The 15584-nt window shown below is 42.7% G+C and carries 18 protein-coding genes; 15 read left to right on the top strand and 3 right to left on the bottom strand.

Annotation, left to right across the window (positions count from 1 at the left end):
* Positions 1 to 7: 7 nt before the first annotated feature.
* From HNR63_RS04905 to HNR63_RS04915, 3 genes are read left to right on the top strand one after another with little or no spacing between them, the layout of a single operon-like run.
* Positions 8 to 1615 (top strand): long-chain fatty acid--CoA ligase, encoded by a 1608-nt coding sequence (locus HNR63_RS04905; RefSeq protein WP_181519985.1) that lies wholly within the window; start codon positions 8 to 10, stop codon positions 1613 to 1615.
* Positions 1616 to 1626: 11 nt separating this feature from the next.
* Positions 1627 to 2472, top strand: coding sequence for a 3-hydroxyacyl-CoA dehydrogenase family protein (locus tag HNR63_RS04910; RefSeq protein WP_181519986.1), 846 nt, complete (start codon positions 1627 to 1629; stop codon positions 2470 to 2472).
* A 14-nt stretch (positions 2473 to 2486) separates the two neighbouring features.
* The gene (locus tag HNR63_RS04915) at positions 2487 to 3641 is read left to right on the top strand and encodes a thiolase family protein (protein ID WP_181519987.1); all 1155 of its coding nucleotides are present in this window, start codon (positions 2487 to 2489) and stop codon (positions 3639 to 3641) included.
* A 32-nt stretch (positions 3642 to 3673) separates the two neighbouring features.
* On the opposite strand, the gene HNR63_RS04920 is transcribed toward HNR63_RS04915, so the two are convergent.
* Positions 3674 to 4282: a trimeric intracellular cation channel family protein gene (locus HNR63_RS04920; protein ID WP_181520210.1), complete on the bottom strand. Its 609-nt coding sequence runs from the start codon at positions 4280 to 4282 to the stop codon at positions 3674 to 3676.
* 145 nt (positions 4283 to 4427) lie between these two features.
* On the opposite strand from HNR63_RS04920, the gene hflX reads away from it, so the two are divergent.
* The 4 genes from hflX (at position 4428) to glnA (ending at position 8850) form a co-directional block, all read left to right on the top strand.
* Positions 4428 to 5675, top strand: coding sequence for a GTPase HflX (gene hflX / locus HNR63_RS04925; RefSeq protein ID WP_181519988.1), 1248 nt, complete (start codon positions 4428 to 4430; stop codon positions 5673 to 5675).
* A gap of 13 nt (positions 5676 to 5688) precedes the next feature.
* Positions 5689 to 6957, top strand: coding sequence for a methionine gamma-lyase family protein (locus HNR63_RS04930; RefSeq protein ID WP_181519989.1), 1269 nt, complete (start codon positions 5689 to 5691; stop codon positions 6955 to 6957).
* A 102-nt stretch (positions 6958 to 7059) separates the two neighbouring features.
* Positions 7060 to 7464 (top strand): MerR family transcriptional regulator, encoded by a 405-nt coding sequence (locus tag HNR63_RS04935; protein ID WP_085789186.1) that lies wholly within the window; start codon positions 7060 to 7062, stop codon positions 7462 to 7464.
* Positions 7465 to 7515: 51 nt separating this feature from the next.
* Entirely contained in the window at positions 7516 to 8850 is a 1335-nt protein-coding gene (gene glnA, locus HNR63_RS04940; protein WP_021094620.1) for a type I glutamate--ammonia ligase, read from the top strand.
* A gap of 30 nt (positions 8851 to 8880) precedes the next feature.
* Here glnA and lexA read toward each other — a convergent pair whose 3' ends face one another.
* Positions 8881 to 9498, bottom strand: a complete 618-nt coding sequence (lexA, locus tag HNR63_RS04945; protein ID WP_021094621.1) for a transcriptional repressor LexA — start codon at positions 9496 to 9498, stop codon at positions 8881 to 8883.
* Positions 9499 to 9650: 152 nt separating this feature from the next.
* On the opposite strand from lexA, the gene yneA reads away from it, so the two are divergent.
* From yneA to HNR63_RS04985, 8 genes are all read left to right on the top strand, one after another.
* The gene (gene yneA / locus HNR63_RS04950; protein ID WP_021094622.1) at positions 9651 to 9953 is read left to right on the top strand and encodes a cell division suppressor protein YneA; all 303 of its coding nucleotides are present in this window, start codon (positions 9651 to 9653) and stop codon (positions 9951 to 9953) included.
* A gap of 15 nt (positions 9954 to 9968) precedes the next feature.
* Positions 9969 to 10649 (top strand): YneB family resolvase-like protein, encoded by a 681-nt coding sequence (locus tag HNR63_RS04955; RefSeq protein ID WP_085789187.1) that lies wholly within the window; start codon positions 9969 to 9971, stop codon positions 10647 to 10649.
* Positions 10650 to 10669: 20 nt separating this feature from the next.
* Positions 10670 to 10900, top strand: coding sequence for a DUF896 domain-containing protein (locus tag HNR63_RS04960; protein ID WP_021094624.1), 231 nt, complete (start codon positions 10670 to 10672; stop codon positions 10898 to 10900).
* 144 nt (positions 10901 to 11044) lie between these two features.
* A complete protein-coding gene (gene tkt, locus HNR63_RS04965; RefSeq protein WP_181520211.1) occupies positions 11045 to 13048 on the top strand; it encodes a transketolase in 2004 nt (667 codons plus the stop codon).
* Between the two features lie 119 nt (positions 13049 to 13167).
* The gene (locus HNR63_RS04970) at positions 13168 to 13380 is read left to right on the top strand and encodes a YneF family protein (protein ID WP_003398951.1); all 213 of its coding nucleotides are present in this window, start codon (positions 13168 to 13170) and stop codon (positions 13378 to 13380) included.
* Between the two features lie 115 nt (positions 13381 to 13495).
* Entirely contained in the window at positions 13496 to 14200 is a 705-nt protein-coding gene (locus HNR63_RS04975) for a cytochrome c biogenesis CcdA family protein (RefSeq protein ID WP_181519990.1), read from the top strand.
* A gap of 26 nt (positions 14201 to 14226) precedes the next feature.
* A complete protein-coding gene (locus HNR63_RS04980; RefSeq protein WP_085789189.1) occupies positions 14227 to 14586 on the top strand; it encodes a response regulator in 360 nt (119 codons plus the stop codon).
* A 20-nt stretch (positions 14587 to 14606) separates the two neighbouring features.
* Entirely contained in the window at positions 14607 to 15074 is a 468-nt protein-coding gene (locus HNR63_RS04985; RefSeq protein WP_181519991.1) for a CcdC family protein, read from the top strand.
* A 14-nt stretch (positions 15075 to 15088) separates the two neighbouring features.
* On the opposite strand, the gene HNR63_RS04990 is transcribed toward HNR63_RS04985, so the two are convergent.
* Positions 15089 to 15526 carry a DUF2621 domain-containing protein gene (locus HNR63_RS04990; RefSeq protein ID WP_021094629.1) on the bottom strand — a complete coding sequence of 146 codons (438 nt, stop codon included), beginning with the start codon at positions 15524 to 15526 and terminating at the stop codon, positions 15089 to 15091.
* Positions 15527 to 15584 lie beyond the last annotated feature (58 nt).

The raw sequence follows: 15584 nt of genomic DNA on the forward strand, positions 1-15584 counted from the left end.
TATGCACATGATGAACGTTCCATTAAATATTGCGACAATGCTTGAACGGGCAGAACTGTTTTTTCCGAAAAAACAAGTTATTTCGCGGATGAAGAAAGGGCTTGTCCGCCATACGTATCAAGAAATTAGTGAACGGACGAGAAAGCTTGCTAGTGCATTACGAACGCTTGGTGTCAATACAGGCGACCGCGTCGGTACGTTCGCGTGGAACCATCATCGCCATTTAGAAGCGTATTTTGCGATTCCAGGCATCGGAGCGGTGTTGCATACGATCAATATTCGCCTGTCGACGCAACATATCGCCTATATTATTAATCATGCAAACGACCGTGTACTATTGATTGATGACGACTTGCTACCGCTCATTGAACGAGTAAAAGACGAAATAAACGTCAAAGCATTTATCATTATGACCGATGAACCAACGCTTCCAGAGACGACGCTTGCGCCTGTTTACCATTATGAAGAATTGTTGCAACAAGCCGAGCCGATTTCATTTGTCAAAGACCTCGACGAGCATCACCCTGCCGGGATGTGTTATACGTCTGCGACAACTGGAAATCCGAAAGGCGTGTTGTACTCCCATCGCGGCATCGTTCTCCATAGCATGGCGCTAGGGCTTGCTGATAGTGCCGCATTGTCGGAATCGGATGTGGCGCTTCCAGTTGTGCCGATGTTCCATGCGAATGCGTGGGGATTGCCGTTTGCTGCAGTTTGGTTCGGGACGACGCTTGTTATGCCAGGGGCGGCATTTACGCCGAAAATATTGGCAGAACTAATGGAACAAGAAAAAGTGACGCTTGCGGCCGGTGTGCCGACCGTTTGGCTCGGTTTGTTGAATGAATTGGAGAAAGGTTCGTACGATTTAAGCAGCGTGACGCGCATTTTATGCGGCGGCTCAGCTGCGCCAAAAGGAATGATTCGCGCCTTTGAAGAAAAATACGGTATTCCGTTTGTGCACGCTTACGGCATGACAGAAACGAGCCCGCTTGTCGTCTTATCGCGACTAAAAAGCTACCAGCAGCACGTATCGAACGAAGAAAAATTGGACATTCGTGCGAAACAAGGGTTTCTTGTCCCAGGGGTAGAAATGAAAGTGATCGGAAAAGATGGCGAAGTAGCGTGGGACGGAACGGAAATGGGCGAACTATGCTTGCGCGGCCCATGGATTGCCGATGAATATTATAACGATGAGCGAAGCAAAGACGCATTTCGAGATGGTTGGCTACATACAGGGGATGTCGTCACCGTCGATGAAGAAGGGTTTATTAAAATCGTTGACCGTACAAAAGACGTCATTAAGAGCGGCGGGGAATGGATTTCGTCTGTCGATTTAGAAAATGCTTTGATGGCGCACGAAGCAGTGTTTGAAGCGGCCGTTGTGGCAGTTCCGCACCCACAGTGGCAAGAGCGCCCGATTGCTTGCGTCGTAGTAAAGGAAGGAAAAAGCGTGACAAAAGAGGAACTATACGACTTTTTACGGCCGCAATTTGCGAAATGGTGGCTGCCAGATGAAATCGTCTTTATGAACGAAATTCCGAAAACGAGCGTCGGAAAGTTTTTAAAAATGAAATTGCGTGAACAATTGCGCGATTATTTTACAAACGTTCAATAGGGGGAGTAACGATGCAAATAATGGCGGTCATCGGTGCCGGCTTAATGGGAAGCGGCATTGCTCAATCGCTAGCGATGGGCGGGAAAACGGTTTATTTATACGATATTTCTGAAGCGGCGCTTGAAAAAGGAGTACAAGCCATTCAAAAAAGCCTTGCCCGTTTTGTAAAAGCCGGGAAATTACAAGAACAAGAGGCAACGGCTATTCTTGCCCGCATTCAACCCGAAACGAACTTGCACGAAGCAGTAAAAGCGGCAGACGTTGTCATTGAAGCCGTTCCAGAACATTTGCCGCTCAAAAAACAAGTGTTTGAACAGCTTGACCGCTATGCGAAACAAGAGGCGATTTTAGCGACTAATACGTCGGAATTAAGCGTCACCGCGATTGCTGCAGCGACCAAACGTCCAAGCCAAGTCGTCGGCATGCATTGGTTTAATCCGGCGCCAGTCATGAAGCTCATTGAAATCGTAAAAGGGGTAGAAACATCAGAACAAACGATTGAAGCCATTCAACAATTATCGGAAGCCATTGGCAAAGAAACGGTTATCGTAAAAGATATGCAAGGATTTGTGACAACACGTGCGTTAGCGGCGCATATGTTGGAATGCATTCGTATGTATGAAGAAGGGATCGCTTCCGCGGAGCATATCGACAAAGCGATTCGCCTTGGGCTGAATTACCCGATGGGCCCGCTTGAACTTGCCGATTTAGTCGGGTTAGATACGATGCTATTTGTCAGTGAAAATATGACGGAAGCATATGGCGACCGATTCCGCCCGCCACAAACGCTTCGCAAACTTGTGGAAGCAGGGCATCTCGGTCGAAAAACAGGCAAAGGATTTTATACGTACGAATGAAAGAAGGGAAAGATATGCGAGAAGTGGTGATTGTCGAAGCGGTACGCACCCCTGTCGGCAAGCGAAACGGGGTGTTTCGCGACAAACATCCTGTTCATTTAGCGGCAATTGTGCTTGATGAAGTTGTCAAGCGTGCTGGGGTGGGAAAAAAGGCAATTGAAGACATCGTCATGGGCTGCGTAACGCCGATTGGCGAACAAGGCTACAATATCGGGAGGTTAGCAGCATTGGAGGCAGGCTTTCCAGTAGAAGTACCGGCGGTGCAAATCAACCGCATGTGCGGCTCTGGCCAGCAAGCGATCCATTTCGCTGCCCAAGAAATTAAATCAGGCGATATGGAGATGACGATCGCTGCTGGTGTAGAAAGCATGACAAAAGTGCCAATTTTAAGCGACGGAAACGAGCGAACGATTCCATCATCGCTCCATGAAAAATACGAATTTGTTCACCAAGGCATTTCTGCGGAATTGATCGCCGAAAAATACGGATTGACGAGAGAACAATTAGATGAATATGCGTACGAAAGTCATCAACGGGCACTTCGAGCGCAAGCGGAAGGTCGTTTCACGGAAGAAATGGTGCCTGTCAACGGACTTGATAAAGACGGCAACGACATCATCGTAACAGCTGATGAAGGACCGCGCCGAGATACATCGCTTGAAGCGCTAGCGGCGTTGAAGCCCGTTTTTAAACAAAATGGGAAAATTACTGCCGGCAATGCGAGCCAAATGAGTGACGGCGCAGCCGCGGTGCTATTGATGGAGCGCGAAACAGCGCTTCGCCTCGGCTTGAAGCCAAAAGCAAAAATCGTTGCCCAAACGGTCGTCGGCTCCGACCCGACATACATGCTTGACGGTGTCATTCCGGCGACGAAAAAAGTATTGCAAAAAGCGAACCTCACGATTGACGATATCGACCTTGTCGAGATTAACGAAGCGTTCGCATCTGTCGTCCTCGCTTGGCAAAAAGAAATTGGTGCCCCGCTTTCGAAAGTGAACGTCAACGGTGGTGCCATCGCCTTAGGTCACCCGCTCGGCGCAACGGGCGCCAAACTCATGACATCGCTCGTTCACGAACTCGAACGACGAAAGGGACGCTACGGCTTATTAACAATTTGCATCGGGCATGGCATGGCAACCGCGACCATTGTGGAGAGATGGGAAGGATAAAAAAGCAGGAGCCTCCTTTGAGGGCTCCTGTTTTAGTTGTCTGTTTTTAACGATTTATTCGGCAATTTCCAGTTGTATGTATACGATAAAATGCGCAATGTCGCAACGACAATAAACAATACATACAAGCTAATTGGAGAATGTGCGATGCCGGTTCCGACCGCAACGCCCGCTAAAATCGCCCAAACAGCATAAATTTCATCACGCAATACGAGAGGTTTTCTTCCCGCCAATACATCGCGAATCATTCCGCCTCCACTTCCAGTCAATACAGCAGCAACAATGACTGCACTCAACGGGCGATTCATTTGAACAGCATATAATGCTCCTTGAATGGCGAAGGCTGACAATCCGAGAGCATCAAAAAAGTTTCCCCAACGTTGCCAATGTGGTAGCATTTTGTGTGGAAACAAATAGACAATAGTCATCGCGATAAACGCGATGAAAAAAAGTGTTTGCTGTTGCCAAAGAACAGATACAGGTACGCCAATTAATACGTTGCGCACAGCACCGCCGCCGAATGCGGTTACAATTCCGAGAATGTATACACCTAAAATATCGTATTCCTCTTCCATAGCGACAATCGCTCCGCTAATCGCAAAAGCAACAGTGCCAATTATACTTAATACTTCCCAAGTCATCATCGCAATCCTTTCTGTTATGTAACATTACGTTAAAATTTTATGTATAAAATATAAAAAAATCAATGATCATTTTTCGGCCATAGCGCTTTTAAACTAGATTTGTTATGATGAGAACAGATGTTCAATAGGAAAGAGGGGAAATATGGAAAAGGAACGAGTCATTATTGTTGGATGTCAATTGCCACATGTTGATGATGAACGATTTTCGTATTCGCTAGAAGAGCTTATTTCGCTCGTTCATACAGCAAATGGCGAGGTAGTCATCACCCTCACGCAAAAACGGGACACGATTCACCCGGCTACATATATCGGAAAAGGAAAAGTCGACGAGCTCGTGCGTCTTGTCGAACAATTTGAGCCAGATGTCGTCATTTTTAATGACGAACTGTCGCCAAGCCAAAACCGTAACTTAACAAAGTTGTTAAATGTACGCGTCATTGACCGAACGCAGCTTATTTTAGACATTTTCGCAAGCCGCGCGCGCTCCAAAGAAGGGAAATTACAAGTCGAACTTGCCCAGTTGCAATACATTTTGCCGCGCTTAAGTGGGCAAGGCGCAGCACTTTCCCGATTAGGTGGTGGAATTGGAACGAGAGGACCGGGGGAAACGAAGCTTGAAACAGACCGCCGTCATATTCGCCGCCGTATCGATGAAATTAAAGCGCAACTAAAAGTCATTGTCGAACATCGCGAACGCTATCGCGAGCGGCGGAAGAAAAATGCGGTGTTTCAAATGGCCCTTGTCGGCTATACGAACGCTGGCAAATCAACGCTTTTTAACCGCCTAACGAATGCGGATGCGTTTGAAGAAAATTTATTGTTTGCTACACTAGATCCGCTCACGAGAAAACTTGTGCTGCCAAGCGGTTATACCGCGCTGTTGACGGACACGGTCGGCTTCATTCAAGACTTGCCGACAACGCTCGTCGCGGCGTTTCGTTCGACGCTAGAAGAAGTGAAAGAAGCCGATTTTATTTTACATATTGTCGATTCATCGAATCCGGATTATATTCAACATGAACAAACAGTTTATCGCTTGCTCGAAGAATTGGAGGCGACGACGATTCCAATTGCGACGATTTATAACAAACGAGACATTGTCCTTCCAAGCTTTGTCCCAAGCCCGAAAACCGATTATATGTTAGTGAGTGCGTTTCATGAACAAGACGTTCAAAAATTGCGCCAATTTATCGAAGAAAAAATAACTGAAGCAATGGAGCGTTACGACGTGACGATTCCAGCGTTTGAAGGAAAATTGCTGGCACAGCTAAAAGCAGAAACGATTGTGCGACACATGTACTACAACGAACAAAGCGGCATGTATGAATGCAGCGGCTACTTATTGCGAGAACATCCACTTTTGTTACAACTAAGAACATACCAAAAATAGAAAGGGTTTTTTTATGTTTCAACATTTAACACACGGAGAAATGATTTCTGCACTCGTTAAAGAAATTGAAGCACAAATTGCGCCGATTCATCGGGCGATTGACGAGCGCATTGACTACAATCAATATCGCGTATTACAAAGCTTTCGCCGTTATCAAGTAAGCGACGCACATTTTATTCCGTCGACAGGATATGGCTATGATGACATGGGACGCGACACGCTTGAAAAAGTGTATGCGGACGTATTCGGTGGGGAAGCGGCGCTCGTTCGTCCACAAATTATTTCTGGTACGCACGCCATTACAATTGCCTTATTCGGTATTTTACGTCCGGGTGATGAACTTTTGTACATTACCGGCAAACCGTACGATACGCTAGAAGAAATCGTTGGCATTCGCGGCAAAGGAATTGGTTCATTAAAAGAGTTTCATATCGGCTACAACAGCGTACCGCTTACAAACGAAGGAAAAGTCGATTTTGCAGCGGTCAAACAAGCAATCAATGAACGAACGAAAATGATCGGCATTCAACGCTCTAAAGGGTATGACCCACGCCCGTCATTTACTATTGCTGAAATTAAAGAAATGATTGATTTTGTAAAAGCAATGAAACAAGACGTTGTCGTTTTTGTGGATAACTGTTACGGGGAATTTGTCGAAGAACAAGAGCCGTGCCATGTCGGCGCTGATTTAATCGCTGGTTCGCTCATTAAAAATCCTGGGGGTGGATTAGCGAAAACAGGAGGATATCTCGTTGGTAAACGCGAATATATTGAAATGTGTGCATACCGAATGACATCACCGGGAATTGGGGCAGAAGCGGGCGCCTCGTTATACAGTTTACAAGAAATGTATCAAGGTTTTTTCTTAGCACCACATGTCGTCGGACAAGCGTTGAAAGGGGCGGTCTTTACGGCGGCGATGCTCGAACGCATCGGCATGAATACGTACCCGACATGGAACGCTACACGTACGGATTTAATTCAATCGGTACAATTTGACGATGCTGAGCAAATGATTGCGTTTTGTCAAGCCATTCAATTTGCCTCACCGGTCAATGCGCACTTTACTCCATATCCGAACTATATGCCAGGATATGAAGATGACGTCATTATGGCGGCAGGCACATTTATTCAAGGGGCAAGTATTGAGCTATCAGCCGATGGACCTATTCGCCCGCCATATGTTGCATACGTGCAAGGGGGATTGACGTACTCACACGTTAAAATTGCTGTTTGTATCGCGATTGATCGGTTGCTTGAGAAACAATTAATTAAATTATAAGATATTTTCAGAAAAAAACATGTGATAAAATGTAACATATTATTGACATATAAAATAACATAGAATAAAATAAAAATACGTATTACGTAAGGAGGGGTCGACATGAATAGTCACATTCGTCGCTCCATGCCGTTATTTCCTATCGGTATCGTTATGCAGTTAACGGATTTATCAGCGCGACAAATTCGCTATTATGAGGAACACGGTCTCGTTTCACCTGCGCGAACAGAAGGCAATCGTCGGTTATTTTCGTTTAACGACGTGGATCGGTTGCTCGAAATTAAAGATTTAATTGAACAAGGTGTGAATTTAGCAGGCATTAAACAAATTTTTGCCTCACGTCAACAACAGCATGCGGACACCGTACCACCTGTCGCGCCAAAAGTAGTGAAACAAGATTTATCCGAAGCGGAATTACGCAAACTGTTACGTGCCGAATTAATGGAAGCGGGTCGTTTGAATCGTGCCTCACTTCGTCAAGGGGATATCGCTCGCTTTTTCCATTAAAATTTATGTTTTTTACACAAATGATTTTTTATTTTGGGGGAGGAATATGTAATGGCTAAGTACACAAAAGAAGATATTTTTCGTATTGTAAAGGAAGAAAATGTAAAGTATATTCGTTTACAGTTTACAGACATTCTTGGCACGATTAAAAACGTCGAAATCCCTGTAAGCCAACTACAAAAAGCGCTCGATAATAAAATGATGTTTGACGGATCGTCAATTGAAGGATTTGTCCGTATTGAAGAATCAGATATGTATTTATATCCTGATTTAGATACATTTGTTATTTTCCCATGGACAGCTGAAAAGGGAAAAGTAGCTCGTTTCATTTGTGACATTTACAATCCAGATGGCACACCATTTGAAGGTTGCCCTCGTTATAATTTAAAACGTGTATTGAAACAAATGGAAGAGCTCGGATTTACAGAGTTTAACCTAGGCCCAGAGCCAGAGTTTTTCTTATTCAAGTTAGATGAAAAAGGAGAGCCGACGTTAGAGTTAAACGATAATGGCGGTTACTTCGATTTAGCACCAACGGATTTAGGTGAAAACTGTCGTCGTGATATCGTATTAGAGCTAGAAGAGATGGGTTTTGAAATTGAAGCCTCTCACCATGAAGTCGCACCGGGCCAACATGAAATTGACTTTAAGTATGCCAATGCGGTAAAAGCGTGCGATGACATTCAAACCTTTAAACTTGTTGTAAAAACAGTAGCACGCAAACACGGTTTACATGCGACATTTATGCCAAAACCTCTCTTTGGTGTAAACGGTTCGGGTATGCATTGTAACTTATCGCTCTTTAAAAATGGTGAAAATGCCTTTTTTGATCCGAATGGTCAATTGCAACTAAGCGAAACAGCATTGCAGTTTATTGCGGGTGTGTTAAAGCATGCTCCAAACTTTACAGCGGTAACAAACCCAACAGTAAACTCATATAAGCGTCTCGTTCCAGGTTATGAAGCCCCTTGTTACGTTGCATGGTCAGCACGCAATCGCAGCCCATTGATTCGTATCCCGGCATCACGTGGCATGAGCACGCGTATTGAAGTGCGTAGTGTAGACCCAGCGGCAAATCCATACTTAGCGATGGCTGTATTGTTGGCTGCTGGATTAGACGGCATTAAAAATAAATTGACACCGCCAGCACCGGTTGACAGAAACATTTATGTGATGACGAAAGAAGAGCGTTTAGAAGAAGGTATTGTTGATTTGCCTGCAACATTAGCGGAAGCGCTCGAAAACTTAAAATCCGATGAAGTAATCGTAAATGCACTTGGTAAACATTTATTTGAACATTTCGTTGAAGCAAAAGAAATTGAATGGGATATGTTCCGCACAGCGGTACATCCGTGGGAACGCGAACAATATATGAGCCTTTACTAAAAAAAGCTAACGGTTTTTCCGTTAGCTTTTTTAATGAATTGAGCGGTATACGCCAATCACTTTTCCTAAAATCATTGCATTCGAAACAATGATCGGTTCCATGGATGAATTTTCAGGTTGCAAGCGAATATGGTCCTTCTCTTTAAAGAAGCGTTTGACGGTTGCTTCGTTTTCTTCTGTCATCGCTACAACGATATCTCCGTTATTAGCCGTTTGTTGTTGACGGACGATCACGTAGTCTCCGTCTAAAATACCAGCCTCAATCATACTTTCTCCGACAATTTGTAACATAAATACTTGGTCATCTGGTGAGACGAATCGTTCTGGAAGAGGGAAATATTCTTCAATGTTTTCGATTGCGGTAATCGGTTGTCCAGCTGTTACTTTTCCGACGATTGGAACGTTGACGACGTTTGTCTTTGGGATGGATTCGTACTCGTCCAAAATTTCAATGGCGCGTGGTTTTGTTGGATCGCGTCGAATGAAGCCTTTGCTTTCTAAACGGGCTAGATGACCGTGAACGGTTGAACTTGATGCTAAACCGACTGCTTCTCCAATTTCCCTCACTGATGGTGGATACCCTTTCGTGCGTACTTCTTGTTTAATGAAATCTAATATTTGTTGTTGTCGTTTTGATAATTTCGCCATTCTTATACACCTCTTCCTTTTCATCTTTGCCCATATTATAACATAATTTTTGTTTTGAATACAAACATAAGTTCGAAAATATAGTTGACACGAACAAAAGTTCTCGTTATTATAAAAACAAACAAACGTTCTGTTTTTAGGGGGTAGAAGGTATGGGGAAAATACATTATGTCGTGATGTTTTTATTTAGTGTATTGTTTGTTTGGGCGTTTTTGCACGTCACACAATCGGTTGATAAACAAAAATATGTTGAGATTACTGTGTCAGCTGGTGATACGTTATGGAAGCTTGCGGACAAATACAAACATGAACATCAATTGTCCCATGAACAATTCATTCAATGGGTAATGTCAGTAAACAACCGTTCAGACGAACGATTAATCATTGGTGAGAAAATTGTCATTCCTGTGTTAAAATCAAATAGCGAAAATCGGCTTGTTGCGAATAGACCGTAAAGAAAGGGATGACGAATGAACGCCATTATTTATTGTCGTGTAAGTACAACGAAAGAAACGCAAGAAACATCGTTACAAAGACAAAAAGAAGAGTTAGAACAGCTTGCGGCGGAATACGAAATGAATGTTGTCAAAATTATTCAAGAGCAAGCAAGTGGCTACGACATCGAACGGGAAGGGATTATGGAGTTGCTTGATACGATCAAGCAACATCGCATTGATGTCGTTCTCGTACAAGATGAGACAAGACTTGGACGTGGGAATGCAAAAATTGCTCTCCTTCGTTGTTTACAAAAAGAAGGTATTCGGGTGTATACGGTGAGCCATCGAGGGGAGCTTCAGCTATCAGAAGCGGATTCGATGGTGTTAGAAATCATTAGCATTGTAGAAGAGTATCAAAGGAAAATACATAATTTAAAAATTAAACGTGGGATGCAGCGAGCTGTTCAAAACGGCTATCGACCAGAAAACAATTTGCGCAACGTAGGTGAACACGCTGGACGTGATCGAAAAGATGTACCAATTGAAGACATTATTCGATTGCGTCAAAATCGCTTAACGTTCGCTGAGATTGCTGCAACGCTTCGTTCGTTTGGTTATGATGTATCAAAAGCGACCGTGCATCGACGATACAAAGAATATGAGCAACTTGTCAACAATGAAAAATTTTTGTATGATGATACGGACGAGAAGTAAATACAAAAGGATGAGGCTAAATGTTATCTTCTGAGAAAATAGCAAGAATTAATGCTTTAGCTAAAAAAGCAAAAATGGAAGGTCTTACGGCTGAAGAAAAACAAGAACAGCTTCAACTTCGCACAGAGTATATTGCTGCGTTTCGTGCGTCGATGATCGAAACATTGCATCACGTAAAAGTCATTGATCCAAACGGAAATGATGTCACTCCAAAAAAATTAAAAGATAGTAAGAAAAAACGAATGCATTAACATGCGCATGATGGAGAACATACTGATAGATGTTCTCTTTTTTTCGTCAGTTTGTCAAAAAAAATGTTGTGAAGCATTGTACATTTTACGAACTTTTCTATATCATAAAAGGTGAGAATGTTTGCAAATGAAAGGATGAAGATGATGACACACTCTATTGAACAATTATCGATTGCAGCGATTCGTACGTTGTCGATTGATGCAATTGAAAAAGCAAATTCAGGTCACCCAGGAATGCCGATGGGGGCTGCGCCAATGGCGTATACATTGTGGACGAAGTTTATGAACCATAATCCGCGCAATCCAAAATGGTTCAATCGTGATCGTTTTGTATTATCAGCAGGACACGGCTCGATGCTACTGTATAGCTTGCTTCATTTAAGCGGTTATGACGTCACAATGGAAGACATCAAACAGTTTCGCCAATGGGGAAGTAAAACACCAGGCCATCCGGAATACGGTCATACACCAGGTGTAGAAGCAACAACAGGACCGCTTGGACAAGGAATTGCGATGGCTGTCGGAATGGCGATGGCAGAACGTCATTTAGCAGCTACATACAACAAAGACCAGTTCGAAATGGTTAACCACTTTACATATGCAATTTGTGGTGACGGTGACTTGATGGAAGGAGTTTCTGCGGAAGCTGCTTCGTTAGCCGGTCACTTAAAGCTTGGTCGCCTCATTGTTCTTTATGATTCGAATGATATTTCACTTGATGGCGAATTGAATCTTTCTTTCTCAGAAAGTGTAGAACAACGGTTCAAAGCGTACGGATGGCAATACATTCGTGTAGAAGACGGCAATAACATTGAAGAAATTGCTCAAGCGATTGCTGAAGCTCAAAAAGATTTGGAACGCCCAACATTAATTGAAGTGAAAACAACGATCGGTTATGGCTCACCAAACAAAGCAGGAACAGCCGATGTGCACGGTGCTCCACTTGGGAAAGATGAAATTAAGTTAACGAAAGAAGCGTATAATTGGACGTTTGAAGAAGACTTTTATGTTCCAGATGAAGTGTATGCTCATTTTGAAAAAGTAGTAAAAGAAGCAGGAGAGAAAAAAGAAGCGGAATGGAACGCTTTATTTGCTGAATATGAGAAGGCGTATCCAGACTTAGCAAAACAATTACGCATGGCGATTGATGGTAAACTTCCTGAAGGCTGGGAAAAAGCATTGCCGGTATATGCAGAAGGAAAAAGTTTAGCAACACGCGCTTCTTCTGGGGAAGTATTGAATGCCATCGCAAAAGTTGTACCGCAATTTTTAGGTGGATCTGCGGACTTAGCCGGTTCAAACAAAACGTTAATTAAAGGGGCAGGAGACTTCTTGCCAGGTAGCTATGAAGGTCGCAACATTTGGTTTGGTGTCCGTGAATTTGCGATGGGGGCTGCGCTAAATGGCATGGCGCTTCACGGTGGTGTGAAAGTGTACGGCGGTACGTTCTTTGTCTTTTCAGACTATTTACGTCCAGCCATTCGACTTGCTGCGCTGATGGGATTGCCTGTCACATATGTATTTACGCATGATAGCATCGCTGTCGGTGAAGATGGTCCAACGCATGAGCCAATTGAACAACTTGCCTCCTTACGAGCAATGCCAAATGTATGTGTTATTCGTCCGGCAGATGCAAATGAGACAGCTGCTGCATGGCGTTTGGCTGTGGAATCTACAGATCGTCCGACTGCTCTTGTGTTGACACGTCAAAACCTTCCTACGCTAGCGACGACAGCTGAGCGCGCTTATGAAGGGGTGAAAAAAGGAGCATATGTTGTTTCTGAAGCCAAAGGAGAAGTACAAGCATTATTGTTAGCATCCGGTTCAGAAGTTAGCTTAGCTGTAGAAGCACAGAAAGCGTTAGCAAATGAAGGGATCCATGTTTCAGTTGTAAGCATGCCTTCATGGGATCGTTTTGAAGCGCAAACAGCTGATTACAAAGAAAGTGTGATTCCGAAACATGTGAAAAAACGCCTTGCAATTGAAATGGGCGCATCTCTTGGTTGGGAACGATATACAGGAGATGAAGGAGATATTTTAGCGATTGATCGCTTCGGGGCTTCTGCACCTGGAGAAAAAATTATGCAAGAATATGGATTTACAGTGGAAAATGTCGTTGCACGTGTCAAAGCATTACTAAATAAATAATAAAACGGGGAGCGCATCTCCCCGTTTTATTATCGAATAAAGATTTTTTACTGAACATATTGTACAAACCGTCATTGTTTAGTATAGTGTAATGTAGACAACATGAAGGAGGAAAAAATATGTGGGAAATGATTTTAGTAGGCATTGTAGCGCTTGCTGCCGGCGTTGCGCTCGGATTTTTTATTGCGCGTAAAACAATGATGAACTACTTAAAGAAAAATCCACCGATTAATGAACAAATGATTCGAATGATGATGATGCAAATGGGCATGACTCCATCGCAAAAGAAAATCAATCAAATGATGAAAGCAATGAACAACCAATTAAAATAAAAGGCAAGGCACTCATCAACGAGTGTCTTTTTTAGCACAGAAAGAAGCTGTTGCTCATATTTGTATTTTTTTGATAAAATATAGGCAAATGAAGAAGAAATGGAGTGCCAATCACATGGACATTCAACTGTTTGTCGCGTTTGGGGCGGGCGTACTTTCGTTTATTTCCCCGTGCTGTTTGCCGCTTTATCCAGCTTTTTTATCATATATCACAGGAATGTCGGTTAGTGATTTAAAATCTGATTATGCGTTGTTGCAAAGAAGAAGTTTGTTACATACGTTATTTTTTTTGCTCGGATTTTCATTTATTTTTATTGCTATCGGTTTTGGTACGTCGATGCTCGGACAATTTTTCCATACATACCAAGATCTCATTCGTCAAATTGGTGCAATATTGATGGTGTTTTTTGGGTTTGTGATTATCGGAATTTTTAAACCGAAGTTTTTAATGACTGATCGTCGTTTATCTTTTCAACATCGTCCATCTGGTTACATCGGTTCTTTTCTTATTGGCATGGCATTTGCTGCTGGTTGGACGCCGTGTACAGGTCCAATTTTAGTATCCGTTATCGCTTTAGCAGCAACGAACCCGAGTTTAGGTGTTGTTTATATGACAGCCTATTCACTTGGCTTTGCTTTGCCATTTTTGCTTTTGTCTTTTTTTATCGGAAAAATGGGGTGGATTCGAAAACATCATGTTAAGCTAATGAAAATCGGCGGATATGTCATGGTAGGAATGGGTGTCGTATTATTTTTTGATTGGATGACGAAAATTACAATTTATATGACAAATATATTTGGTGGTTTTACAGGTTTTTAGTTTTTAAAGGTGTGGAGGGGAAGGAAATGGCGAGAATTTTAATTGTGGATGATGCGAAGTTTATGCGCATGACGTTAGCCAATATTTTAAAAAAAGCAAATCATGAAGTTGTTGGGGAAGCGGAAAATGGAAAAGAAGCTGTTGATTTTTACATGGAATTGAAGCCGGACGTTGTGACGCTTGATATTACGATGCCGGTGATGAGCGGACTTGAAGCAGTAAGGGAAATTAAGCAACGCGATCCGCATGCAAAAATTATTATGTGCTCAGCTATGGGACAACAAAAGATGGTCGTTGAAGCAATCGAAGCAGGGGCGCTTGATTTTATCGTAAAACCATTTGATGAAAGCCGTGTGATTGAAGCGATTCAACGTGTGTTGCAGTAAAAAAGAGAGGGAGATTCACTTTGGCCATTTTTAGTTCGGTATTCGCTGTATTGATGGCTGGATTTGCGTTTTTTATTCGAATGAAAGCGGCAGAAAAACCGACAAACGCAAAAAAAATTATATTACCGCCTATTTTTATGAGCACAGGTGCATTGATGTTTGTGCATCCGATGTTTCGGGTAACGGCGCTTGAATGTGGAGAGGCCATTTTCATCGGGGCACTTTTTTCTATTTTGTTAATTAAAACATCTTCGTTTGAAGTTCGAGGCAATGAAATTTATTTACAACGCTCAAAAGCGTTCGTTTTTATTTTTGTTGGTTTAATTGTATTACGCTTAGCTCTAAAAACATATTTAAGCCGTACCATTGAGTACGGAGAGCTTGCCGGAATGTTTTGGATCCTCGCTTTTTCGATGATTGTTCCTTGGCGAGTAGCGATGTATGCATCATATCGTCGTCTTCAACGCGAGATAACGAAAAAAAGCTAATCAACGAAGGGTGATTAGCTTTTTTTCGTTAGCAGATGTTCGTATTTTGCAAAATCAATTTGTTTTTCCCGAAGAGCTTTAATTAAAAATTTATGGTCGCGTTTTGGTGTGGCGAGAATATAGCCACGAACAACTAAATCTTCTGTAATCCGATTCGCTTTTTCTTGTAACGCCAACTCTCCGATTTTACCAGCGATTTTTTGACGAGCTACATCTCGAAACAGTTCAGGAACAGGACGAACTAAATCTTCGAGCAACGCTTTTTCTTTTTCAGACCATAGATGGCGTGTTTGTTCAATGTAATATTGCTGCCAATCTAATTCGGATTTCCCATCTTCTTTCGGCAGCCGTTTTAAAAATTTCCGAAACATAAAAAAGCCACCGATCGACATCGTAACAAGGAGAAAAACGACCCAAAATAAAATAAACCATAAAAACCAACCTGTTAGCATACATTCCACCTCAACGTTTATTATGTAAAAAAATAAGAGCGGAATCAAGAAAAAGAGC

Source organism: Anoxybacillus ayderensis (genome assembly GCF_013761015.1).
Taxonomy (GTDB): domain Bacteria; phylum Bacillota; class Bacilli; order Bacillales; family Anoxybacillaceae; genus Anoxybacillus; species Anoxybacillus ayderensis.